Raw genomic sequence first — 11,113 nt, forward strand, 5'->3', positions numbered from 1 at the left:
TCGCTTACCCGAAGCTTTTAGCGCAATAGGCGTTACTGTTTTCTAAATCAATATCGATCCATTTCGATGAAAAATAAACTTATACTCCTGTTACTGTTAGGGCAGTTTGCGCTGGCACAGGCCTGTTCAGCACAGGATAAAAAAACGGTTGAGCCGTTCATTGCCCGACCTTATCTCCAGATCGGGCGTACACCCTCCCCCGAAACCCTTCAACTGCTCTGGCATTCGCCAGACGGCAGCACCGATTGGACGGTTGACTATCAAACCAAATCCAGTAATCTCTGGAAGAAAACCGACGCGCCTACATCCGTTCGGGTGGCAGTTGCTGGTATTGAGCCGCATCTGGTCTACAAGGCTACCTTTACGGGTCTGACGCCGGGCCGCAAGTTCAACTACCGGGTATCGAAAGCGGGAAAGGTCGTATTTGCTGCCGAGGCGCAGGCATCGAAACGGGCTGACCAGCCATACCGATTTGTGGCTTTCGCCGATATTGGGGCAGAGACCCCAGCTCAGAAAAAACTGGCTTCCCGCGCTTATTTGGCTAAACCCGATTTCGTGGTCGTGCCCGGTGATATTGTTTATGAACGTGGCTTGATTTCCGAGTATCGTTCTCGCTTCTGGCCGATTTATAACGCCAACCAAGTCGATACGGCAGGGGCACCTTTGCTGCGGTCGGTGCCGATGATCGTAGCGCCCGGCAACCACGATACCGATACGCGTGACTTGGACAAATACCCCGATGCACTGGCTTATTATTACTACTGGAATCAACCATTAAACGGACTAACTGGTACAGAGGGCGGTCCACTTGTGCCAACGCTGACGGCATCAGCCGACAACCGCAAAGCGTTTACTGACGCGGCTGGCGAGGCCTATTTGAAAATGTCGAATTACTCGTTCGATTATGGGAACGCTCATTGGACGGTGATTGATTCGAACCCCTACGTCGACTTTACGGACAAAGCGTTGCAAGACTGGATAGCCGCCGATTTAGCCAGCGCCAAAGATGCTACGTGGCGGTTTGTGATGTTCCACCATCCAGGTTTCAACTCGGCGCGGGAGCATTATGAGCAGCAGCACACCCGGCTTTTATCCCCTTTATTTGAAAAAGGTAAGGTCGATGTGGTCTTTACAGGCCACGTGCATAACTACCAACGTTCGTTCCCGTTGACGTTTGTTCCCGACAAAAAGGGCGTTCTGCTGGTAGCCAGCATGGGGGCTAAAACGGCCCGTGGTCGGGTTGTAAACGGCCAATGGACGCTCGACAAATCATTTAACGGCAAGACCGACACTACACCAAAGGGAATCATTTATCTGGTGACGGGTGCGGGTGGTCAAACACTTTATAACCCGGAGCAGAACAATGATCCAGACTCTTGGCAGAAGTTTACGAATAAGTTTTATTCTAACGTCCATTCCCTGACAGTAGCCGATGTGGATGGCAAGACACTGACTATCCGCCAGATTGATGTGAACGGCAAAGAACTCGATTCCTTTAGAGTAACCAAGTAGTGGGAACCTTCAGATACTGTGTCGGCTGGGTAAAGGAAGAGTCTATTAGCTGACAGCGTCGCTCTTGTGATTATCCAGAATGTAGTCGTAAGAACTGAGTCCAACGAACGATTAGTCGCAAATGCGTGTTATGTTACAATCAAATGATCCTTTCGATTATGGCAACGCAAGCATTCATTTCAGGACAAGGAACGTATTCGTATGCTTCTCTCACGGCACTTCAACTTATTGACCGCTCGCGGCAGGGTTTGGCGGGTGCTGAAACTGGGCATGTAGCAGGTCTGCTTGGCGTTACCGATAAGGAAATGGCCCGGTTGCTGAACCAATCGGTGGCGACATTTCACCGGCAAGCCAACGTTCAGCAACTCGACGCGGCAACCTCTGAGCGATTGCTGTTACTGACTCGGCTGGCTACGTATGGGGCAACCGTTTTCCAGGATAAGGGCAAATTTACACGCTGGCTCCGCCGACCGCTCCGACTTTTGAATGACCGTTCACCGTTAGACCTGCTGGACAGTTCGACAGGTGTTCAGCTGGTTGAAGACATTGTAGGACGAATTGAATATGGTGTCTTTAGCTGATGTTGAGGACATTATACCGAATTCAAACAGACAGTCATCGTGACACTATCTTGGACGGCATTGGTGCGCAATTGCGTGGTGGCCGCTGGAACCTTCGCGGGCGACCAATGGTATACATGGCCACGACGCCTGAACTGTGTTTTCTGGAATATATGGTTCACTTGGAGGGAACACCCCTGGCCGATTTGCCTCCCCTGATTCTATGCGAAATCGAAATACCTGATGAGGCCATTACGTGGCTGGAAGCTCAGGAATTACCCGTTGGCTGGAATAATCCATATGTGACGCCAATGGGTTTACCCCAATTTGCCGACGCGCAGTTTCGGCAGCACCGTACGTTGTGTCTTGCTTTGCTGTCGGCAGTGGTTCCTCTATCGCCATCGCGCAATGTGCTACTGGACCCACTGCATCCGTTACGGGCGGAGTGTCGCGTTATTCAGATTGAACCGTATCCAGTTGATCCGAGGTTGCCAACGGCTACGCTGTGATTTTAGAAAAGAAATAGGAGTTTTGCAAAAAGCTGTGCCACGTTTTTACAAAACTCCTACAAGGTCGATAGCTGGTTATGTTACTTGGCTGCGTATTCCAGCACCATGAACGTTCCTGGTTTTACCGCAGGACGCGGCTTTGGGTTTTCAGTCGTGGCAGCTGGCGCAGGACCAAATTCAGCCGTTGTTACAAAAATGTGGTGGCTTTTAGGGTCAATGGTGATGGTGCGGGCACCGCGCTGGGTCGTTACCGTTTGAACCGCTTCAAATTGTCCCGGTTTTACTTCCTTCACGACCGTTAACGTACCTTCGCCGTTGGAGCTGATGGCCGAACCGGTCGAGGTGTCGAACACCGCTCCATCGGTTCCGCTCCCTGTCGGTACTTCCGCCAGCACCTTGCCCGTTTGCGAATCCAGTACAACCATGACCTTGTTGCAGGTGCTGAACAGCCGGTGACGCGGTTTGTCAAAAGCCAGTCCTGTAGGTTCTTCGCCCTTGCCTAACTTCCAGTGATGCTTGACAGACAGTGACTTGGCGTCAAAAACGGCTAACTCATTGGTGTCCTCCAGATTGACAAAAATCAGGCCGTGGTCATCGCTGACGGCCGCTTCGGGCGCACCACCCAATTCAACCGTACCGGCTACGTTGCCAGTGGTTGCGTCTAGTACCGTTGCACTATTACCTTCATTGTTGAAGATGAAGACGCGTTTGGAGAAGGCGTCATACATAATAGCATCGGGTTTTTTCCCCGTCGGGATTTCTTTGGTGGCTTTGAAGGTCTTCGTGTCAAACATCGTGGCTGTGTTGGGTCGTCCGTTGGTGGTGTAGCCAACAGATGTACCTGGAACAACGGCGATGCCGTGAATACCTGGTGTAGGGGTGATAACCCCAAGTTTTTCGTGGCTTTTCAGGTCGAGTACGTCCACCTGTGTACCGTGCGAGATGTATAGCCGGCCACCATCCGCATCGGCCATCAGGTAATCCCAGCCACCTTCGCCCCCGATGATGGTTTTCTTGACGAGGTGATAATTCGCCGATTGGGCGAAGAGAGAGCCCGTTAAACACAGACATGCAACAGAGATTAAAAACGCTTTCATAGGAATTTGATTTAGTTTATTGGGTTTACAATCAGTTGATTAACTGGTTTGTCTTTGTACGCTAATCGTAATAGGCCGGGAAAAATCAAGAGTAATAAAGGCAGGGCGGCACAGAATCCGCCAATCACGGCAATGGCCAATGGTTGATGGAGTTGCGCCCCCGTGCCAATGCCTAAGGCCAGCGGCATCAGCGCGATTATGGCACTGGTGGCGGTCATGAGTTTAGGTCGAATCCGGGCCGAAATGGCAAACTCGATGGATTCAGCGACTGGGGCCGTCTGGTGGTAAATGGCAAATTGCTGAAACGTAAAAATGGCGTTCTCGGCAATGATGCCCACAATCATAATTATGCCTGTATAGCTACCCACGTTCAGTGGGGTTTTGGTAATAAACAAGGCAATAAATGATCCTGATACACCCAAAACCGAAATGAATAGAATCAGCCCGGCGGCTTTCAAATCCCGAAATAAGAACAGCAACACAATGAATACCAGCAGTGAAGCTGATACGAGAATGAGCAGCAACTCCCGGAAGGATTGCTGTTGCTGGGCGTAGGCTCCACCATACTCGATGTGCTGCCCGGATGCCAAGGTTACGCCAGTGCCAACTTTCTGCTGAATTTCGCCCATCACACTGCCCAGATCGCGATTAGCCAGACTAGCTGTAATGGCGACCATCGGTTGCAGGTTTTCCCGTTGAATTTCGGCACTCCCCGAATCGACCCGAACGTTGGCAAAGTCGGATAGCAGACGGCTGCGGCCATCGGCAGTAAAAACAGGGCTTTGCTTGAGAAGCTGTAAATCACTGCTCGTGCCGGGGTACTTTAACCGCATTTTGATGAATTGGTTGCCTTCCAGAATATTGCCAACCTCGTTGCCCATCAACCGGGTCGTCAACTGGTTTTGCAGGTCAAGGGGTGTCAGCCCATATTGCAACAAGGCGCTTGATTTTGGGGTGAATACGACCGACGGTCCGGCGATGGTAATGCCGTTAAAAACATCGGCTGTGCCGGAAACCCGGGTTACGATGCCGCTGACCTGATCGGCCAATGGACGAAGCTCGGCGGGCTGATTGCCAAACACTTTCACTTCCACAGGATTGGGTTCACTCATTAAATCGCCGAGCATATCACCGATGACCTGCCCAAAATCAACGGTGAGGCCCGGTTGGGTGGCTTCTATTTTACCCCGCAATTCATCGATAACTTCGTTGGTGGAGCGGGTTCGGTCTTTTTTGAGCGAAATCAGGTAATCACCTCCATTGGGTTCGGTAATAAAAAAGCCCATCTGCGCACCTGTCCGTCGTGAATACGCGGCTACTTCCGGAACGGTTTTTAGCTGCTGATCGACCCCCGTGAGCATGACGTTGGTTGCTGCGAGCGAGGTTCCTGGCTCGGAGTGGTAATCAAGCACGATGGACCCTTCGTCCATGTCAGGTAGAAAACCTGTTTCCAACTGGTTATAAATCAGACCGACAGCGAGCGCCATCGCCCCGGCCAGTCCAAGTGCGATCCAGGGTCGGTGAATGAAAACGGATAGTATTTTGCCAATAGCGGGGTGCGTCGCGGTATCTTTCTGTTTTTTCTTACCCGAACCAAACAACCCGTAAATCACGGGCAAACCCAGCCACGTAATAAGGAATGAGCAGGTGAGCGTAACGACCATCGTCATGGCTAACACCTTGAAGAACGCTCCCGCGACTCCGCTCATCAGCGAGAATGGAATGAAAATGACAATGGTGCTGAGCGACGAACCAACCATGGCCGGAAAGAGGTAGCTAATGGCTTGCTGAATCATCTGGGCGTCCGACTTGCCTTCGTGCGAATCCACCGCACCGGCGGGCCGGCCGGGCTCTTCCTCTACCCGGTGAATCTGTTCCACAATCACGACGGCATCATCGATAATCAGTCCGATAGCGGCTGCAATACCGCCCAGCGTCATGATGTCGAGCGTGTAGCCCATCACGAACAAGACTAGAATTGAAGACGCCAGAATAATGGGAATCGTGAGAAGAATGACGAAACTGGCTTTCAGCGACCGCAGGAATAAGCTGGTAACAATGATGGCCAGCACCAGCCCAATAAAAATACTATCGGTCACGCTTTTTACGGCGTCGCTCACAAAGTCGGCCTGTACATAGGTGGGTGTCAGCGTTACGTCGGCGGGGAGCAAGTTCTTCAACTCCTTCACTTTCTGGGTAATGCCGTTGCTCAGGCTAATCAAATTGGCCGACGGTTGCTTGACGACGTTGACCAGTACCGTTTCTTTGCCATTCGCTTCAATCTTGGTGTACTCCTGTTGCTCGTGAAGTTCTATGGTTGCTACATCAGCTAAACGAAGCACTCTTTGCCCATCACTGCGAATGATGATGTTTTCAACATCCTGGCGGGAATGAACCGTCGCATCGGTGAGTGTCAGGTAAAGGCGGTTGTAATCCGAAACCAGCCCGTCGGCCTGGATGAAGTTCGTGGCCGCCAGAGCGGTTGTGATGGCCGCCGGTGTTACGTTCAGGCTGGCTAGTTTATCGGGTTGGAGTATGATCCAATATTCTTTGGTGCGGCCACCCATCACCTGCACATTCGATACGCCCGTTACCCGGCTCAGATACGGGCGTATCGTATAAATCGCCAGCTTCCGCAGTTCGATCAAATCGCGGCTCTTCGAACTCAGCGCGAAATCCATCACCGGCAGAATCGATGGCGACATTTTCTCCACCGATAGAACGGTATTGGGCAGTAAGGTATTCTGAATCTGGTTGATCCGGGCATTGACACGTTGCAACGATACGTCCATATCCACTGACCAGTTCAGGTAAATCGACAGTTCAGAACTGCCCCGGCTGGTGGTACTGCGCACCATTTCGACGCCTTCCACCTGATTGACAGCATTTTCCAGCGGTTGCGTAATGGCCACCATCATCAGCTCTACGGGCTGTTCGCCCGCGTCGGCAATGACTTTAATTTTGGGAAACGTTCGGTCAGGAAATAAGGATACCTGAATACTTCGATACGCGAAAATACCGCCCACCAATAGCAGGAGAAGCAGACCTAGAATCGGCTTGCGAAAGCGGAAAAAACCGGGTCGCGCGGCAGATTGCTCAGTGGGCATTGGCGGGTCGGTTTATGGTGATCGATGAGGTATCGGCCAATCCGTAGCCGCCCTTACTGACGAAGCGGTCTTTAGGTGCAAACCGAGGGCTGAGAATCTCGATACGGGTCTCGCGCTGAAGGCCAATTTTGACCGGCACTTTTATCGCCGTGGTATCATTGACGAGCTTCATGACCCAGAAATCGGTCTGGAGTTCATTGGCTAGAACGGCCTCCTTAGGCAACGACTGGGCGTTGTTATGTTGCTGGTTGGTAAACGTAATGTTAAGTTGTAGCCGGGCAGGCAATACCATCGGGCGGTCCGGCTTGACTACGAATCGCTCGGTTTGCGAGAGCGAGTCGGCCATGGCCAGCGTTCGGGAAATTCGTCCGGCAATGCGTCGACCATTCGGTAACTGAATGCGGCAAACGCTGCCCACGTGCACTGACGAATCCTGCTCGACGGGTACCTCGATCAGAAAAACAAACATGTCGGGTGCCGAGAATGAGGCCAGCACCGTACCATCCTGCACGTACTCGTTTTCTTCGGCCTGTACCAATGTAATTAGGCCCGTGTCAGGGGCGCGGATGATCAACTGACCGATGTTTTTAAGCGTCGGATCGTTAAGGTAATTTTTGCCACCCAGCGCATAGGCTTCCTTGGTTTCCAGACCGAACAGGGGCGCACCTTTCCGAAGTTGATCGCCAATTTTGACATACACTTTGGTGACGTAGCCCGCAATTGGCGATTTGATGTCGCCACTGGTGAGGTAATACGTCAGGCCCCGAAACGTTTTTTCTTCCCGAAACGAGTCATCTTTTATGGTCGTCACCTCCACCGGCGTTTTGGGCCGGGGGGCGTCGGCCGTGGCTGTCTGCGTACCCGCCGTGCCGGTGGTTGACGACGAGCCGCAGCCCGTCAGCAAGAGCAACCCGATAAGCCCAAAGAAATAAAGCTGTCTACTCATACGCTGAGGCTTGGATGAAGTCAATACGTTAAAAGTTACGGTAGTTGAAGGTGTTGATGAATCGTTGCCGCTGAATGGTTAATTGGTTCAGCGACAGCTTGCTAGTTAGATATCGTTGCACGATGAGCAGGTAATCAATAGCCGATATATCGCCCCGATACAGCCGGGTCTGACTGATAGTCAATAGGTTTTCAACGTCCGTATTTTGCCGTTCGGTGATGCTAATCAAGTTTTGATTCACGCGTAATTGCTCGTTTACAGTTCGCAGTTGTAGGTTGAAGCGGTTTAGGTACTGATTGCGGTAATTTCGGATGGTCAGCTGCGCAACGTTGAGTTTTTGATATTGCAGCCGACGCTGGTTCCCATTATAAATGGGCATGATAAAATTCAACCCGAGGCTGTAGCCAAAACGCCGGGAAATCAGGTCGGAGCTAATCGCGTTGGTGCCGGCATTGGCCACGATGTCCAGCGATGGTCGATAAAAAATATCGACAACCCGGCGGTTCCGTTCCACAATGACGCTGTCGTAGCGGTAGCGGAGGAAATATGGATTGTCGTCGATCGTAAAGCGGGCCTGGGGTGAAAGGTTGGGCTTTTCTAATCGTACTAGGCTCGTTTCGACAATGTTGCAGAGCGTATTGAGCGTCAGCAAATCCTGTAAAAACTGCACTTTCGCCCCTTCGTAATTCACTTCGCTCTGTTGCCAGTCGACCCGAAATGCCAGATAATCCGACTGATTAAACAAGGCTTTCCGAAGTAGTTCTTTCAGTACCTCGTTCTGGCGGGAGAAAATCTGGTACAAATCGCCGAAAATGACCATCTGCTGATAATCCTGATAGGCCGTTAAATAGAGGTCGACAATGGCTTTCTGTAGATCGTTCTGATTGATGTGAACCGTATTGACCAATGAATCGCGCAGGGCTGAATTCAAGTTGTTCTGAATCCGTAGGTTCCGGCGGTACAGCAGATTTCTGTTTGCCTGAATCAACCCCGTGTAGGCGCCCCCGTTGGTTGTGTTCTGGTCGTAACCCCAGTTGGTTCCGGCTGGTGCATAGAGATACTGACCGATGGCCTGAACATAGGGTTTGTTAATGGCAATATTAATCAGGCTGTCGAGCCGGTTCAGTGTAATGGAGTTGATATTATCCTTCAGCAGGGGGCTGTTGGTAAGTCCTGCGTCGAGGTAATAAGCTAGATTCCGGTGAACCAGGGAATCCTGTCCATAGCCGGGAATTGCTTGAAGCAGCACCCAAATACTCACCCATGCTAGTCGTTTATCTATTCGCATACTGCTTATTTAGGGAGCCTCATTACGTAATACCGGGTATTCGGCAAATTCAAGCATTAGTTTATAGTATTGGCGGACTATTTTTTCCTGTCCTTCCTGTCGGGCCACCCTCGCCAGTACCTGATAGGCATAGGCTCGCACCGTCTCGTCTTTTACCGAACTCCGCGCAACTTCCCCCGCAAACGATTTGGCATTCGCATACTGGCCGATTTCCAGCGCATAGCGAGCTTTTAGAAGCGTGCCCATCTGCTGATAAACGGGCTCTTTAGCCGCCATCAGTAGTGCAATCAGGGCGGGTACGGAATCGGTTTGATGAGCGCTCAACAAGGCTTCGGCATATTTATAGCGCCAGAAGGGATTGTCTGGGTAGCGCACCGTCAATTGGGACAGATAGGGGAGGGCTGTGCCCGGTTTATTTTCATAGTCTGTTAGTAAATGTGTCAGGTAGAGAATAGCTTCTGTTCGTACAAGGAGGGCTTTTTGGGTGGCGATCTGGAGTTGATTCATGCCCAGTTTTTTATCCCCGGAAGTCATCACCCAGGCAACGGTTTTGTAGAATGGGTGAATTTCCGGGTAGACCTCGCGATAGAAATTGTAGAGACCGGTGGAGAGGTAAAAGTCGGGGTATTGCTGCTGGAAAGCCTTCCCTTTCTGAATAAATGGATAGGCATTCTTGGCGTGCCGAATAGCTACGAAGGGTTCGTGTTCGTAATGGCCGATCTTCGCCAGCATAGCCTCGGCGGTGAAGTATAAAAACATTGCTTCGGGCCGGGCAGTCGCACTGGGGGTAGTCGTACTGCGGTCTTCACCATCCGTTTTCTTTTGCGCCTTCTGCCAGTCGTCGGCTTTTCGGGCGGCCAGTTCTAACTGTTTCCTACAGCGTTGCAACAGGTTTATATCGGTGCGGGCCGGGAACCACTGATAATATAACCCAACACCCCGGAGCAAATCTAGGGAAGGATGGTTGGGAGCTAATTTCGCTAGTTGAGTGAATGTAGCTTCAGCGGCAGTAAATTGAGAATCATAGACTTGGTCCAGCCCCGCCGTCACCAAAGCCCGAGCGGTAGGGTTACTATTGATCATCGGGTACTGCGCCAGCGTATGACTGGATAATAAGAGAAGCAGACCAACAACGGCAAAAAACCATTTTGAAAGAAATTGAGCCTTTTTCATGTTAGTCAGTTTTCTATTTATCAAGCAATATCTCTAGCCTCCTACCTACTTAACCTGATGAGGGGCGACTTTATGCCGTACCAATTTCTGTTTCAGCCACGGATAAACATGGTACGCAACTTCGGTGGACAACAAGCCAATACCGGCTCCAACCAGTACGTCCGATATCCAGTGTTTATCATTGGTTAACCGTAAGATTCCGGTCGAGGTGGCCATTGCGTAGCCACCAATGGGAATCCAGGGACTAACTTCGCCAAACTCCCGATTTAGCAAACCCGCTCCTGTAAACGCCAGGGCCGTGTGTCCCGATGGAAATGAATAGGAGTCGGACCCATCGGGGCGAAGTTCGTGGGTAACTTGTTTCAAGCTCAGCACCACGACTGTCATGATGCCGTGAGCCACCAGCGCAATACCAGCCCGGTCGAAAGGTTGCGACCGGCCTTTTACGCCCGCCAGACTCAACCCGGCCCAAGCTACAGCGGGGCCGTATTGCAGGTAATTATCGGCATGGGTGCGAAAGTGAATTTTATTCTGAAGTTCACTTCGGACATAAAATCGGTCGAAATGACTAGTTGAATAATCAGGTGATAAGGCTAATCCAACGGGTATCACCACCGTCGGCGCAACCCATCGGAACGTAGTGGGACGAGTTGGAATACTGTCCCAGGATGCGCGAAGGGCAACGGTGTTTAGCGGTTGTCCAAAGGATGCGACTACTGGAAGCAGAAAAAACCAGGAGCTAAGCACCCAGGAGCCGAAGCGCCTGTTTTGTTTCATAAGTTAATAATTCATAGCGTCTCTTATCGACCCAGTACGCGTATGGATAATAAGAGTGGGTTAGATACGGTAACTTCTCACAAGACAAGTTTGGACGGGCAGCGTAAAATAATGGAGGAAACCTAAAGAGAATCTGTAGTTGGT

At 51.2% G+C, this 11,113-nt stretch carries 9 protein-coding genes; 3 read left to right on the top strand and 6 right to left on the bottom strand.

From position 1 onward, the window contains the following. The first annotated feature begins 66 nt into the window (after positions 1-66). The 3 genes from ACFS25_RS12845 to ACFS25_RS12855 all read left to right on the top strand — a co-directional run bounded on the left by ACFS25_RS12845 (position 67) and on the right by ACFS25_RS12855 (position 2,581). Positions 67-1,512, top strand: a complete 1,446-nt coding sequence (locus tag ACFS25_RS12845) for a purple acid phosphatase family protein (protein WP_381501136.1) — start codon at positions 67-69, stop codon at positions 1,510-1,512. A gap of 158 nt (positions 1,513-1,670) precedes the next feature. Then, complete coding sequence (gene parS, locus ACFS25_RS12850) at positions 1,671-2,093, top strand: type II RES/Xre toxin-antitoxin system antitoxin (protein ID WP_381501139.1); 423 nt, start codon at positions 1,671-1,673, stop codon at positions 2,091-2,093. Continuing rightward, the gene (locus ACFS25_RS12855) at positions 2,093-2,581 is read left to right on the top strand and encodes an RES family NAD+ phosphorylase (protein ID WP_381501143.1); all 489 of its coding nucleotides are present in this window, start codon (positions 2,093-2,095) and stop codon (positions 2,579-2,581) included. The genes parS and ACFS25_RS12855 overlap by 1 nt, the downstream gene beginning before the upstream one ends. 80 nt (positions 2,582-2,661) lie before the next feature. Here the strand turns inward: ACFS25_RS12855 and ACFS25_RS12860 are convergent, their stop codons facing one another. From ACFS25_RS12860 to ACFS25_RS12885, 6 genes are read right to left on the bottom strand one after another with little or no spacing between them, the layout of a single operon-like run. After that, the gene (locus ACFS25_RS12860) at positions 2,662-3,678 is read right to left on the bottom strand and encodes a YncE family protein (protein ID WP_381501145.1); all 1,017 of its coding nucleotides are present in this window, start codon (positions 3,676-3,678) and stop codon (positions 2,662-2,664) included. An 11-nt stretch (positions 3,679-3,689) separates the two neighbouring features. Continuing rightward, entirely contained in the window at positions 3,690-6,785 is a 3,096-nt protein-coding gene (locus tag ACFS25_RS12865) for an efflux RND transporter permease subunit (RefSeq protein ID WP_381501146.1), read from the bottom strand. Then, positions 6,775-7,731, bottom strand: a complete 957-nt coding sequence (locus ACFS25_RS12870; protein ID WP_381501150.1) for an efflux RND transporter periplasmic adaptor subunit — start codon at positions 7,729-7,731, stop codon at positions 6,775-6,777. The genes ACFS25_RS12865 and ACFS25_RS12870 overlap by 11 nt, the downstream gene beginning before the upstream one ends. A 28-nt stretch (positions 7,732-7,759) precedes the next feature. Continuing rightward, positions 7,760-9,019, bottom strand: a complete 1,260-nt coding sequence (locus ACFS25_RS12875) for a TolC family protein (RefSeq protein ID WP_381501152.1) — start codon at positions 9,017-9,019, stop codon at positions 7,760-7,762. A 9-nt stretch (positions 9,020-9,028) separates the two neighbouring features. Beyond that, positions 9,029-10,192, bottom strand: coding sequence for a tetratricopeptide repeat protein (locus tag ACFS25_RS12880; protein ID WP_381501154.1), 1,164 nt, complete (start codon positions 10,190-10,192; stop codon positions 9,029-9,031). A gap of 45 nt (positions 10,193-10,237) precedes the next feature. After that, complete coding sequence (locus tag ACFS25_RS12885) at positions 10,238-10,969, bottom strand: phosphatase PAP2 family protein (RefSeq protein ID WP_381501156.1); 732 nt, start codon at positions 10,967-10,969, stop codon at positions 10,238-10,240. Between the last annotated feature and the right edge of the window lie 144 nt (positions 10,970-11,113).

This window comes from Spirosoma flavum (assembly GCF_042686045.1).
Lineage (GTDB): Bacteria > Bacteroidota > Bacteroidia > Cytophagales > Spirosomataceae > Spirosoma > Spirosoma flavum.

Excerpts from the sequence above, each read along its gene's own strand:
- ACFS25_RS12845 (WP_381501136.1), top strand. The coding sequence starts at position 67 with ATGAAAAATAAACTTATACTCCTGTTACTGTTAGGGCAGTTTGCGCTG.
- parS (WP_381501139.1), top strand. The coding sequence starts at position 1,671 with ATGGCAACGCAAGCATTCATTTCAGGACAAGGAACGTATTCGTATGCT.
- ACFS25_RS12855 (WP_381501143.1), top strand. The coding sequence starts at position 2,093 with ATGTTGAGGACATTATACCGAATTCAAACAGACAGTCATCGTGACACT.
- ACFS25_RS12860 (WP_381501145.1), bottom strand. The coding sequence starts at position 3,678 with ATGAAAGCGTTTTTAATCTCTGTTGCATGTCTGTGTTTAACGGGCTCT.
- ACFS25_RS12865 (WP_381501146.1), bottom strand. The coding sequence starts at position 6,785 with ATGCCCACTGAGCAATCTGCCGCGCGACCCGGTTTTTTCCGCTTTCGC.
- ACFS25_RS12870 (WP_381501150.1), bottom strand. The coding sequence starts at position 7,731 with ATGAGTAGACAGCTTTATTTCTTTGGGCTTATCGGGTTGCTCTTGCTG.
- ACFS25_RS12875 (WP_381501152.1), bottom strand. The coding sequence starts at position 9,019 with ATGCGAATAGATAAACGACTAGCATGGGTGAGTATTTGGGTGCTGCTT.
- ACFS25_RS12880 (WP_381501154.1), bottom strand. The coding sequence starts at position 10,192 with ATGAAAAAGGCTCAATTTCTTTCAAAATGGTTTTTTGCCGTTGTTGGT.
- ACFS25_RS12885 (WP_381501156.1), bottom strand. The coding sequence starts at position 10,969 with ATGAAACAAAACAGGCGCTTCGGCTCCTGGGTGCTTAGCTCCTGGTTT.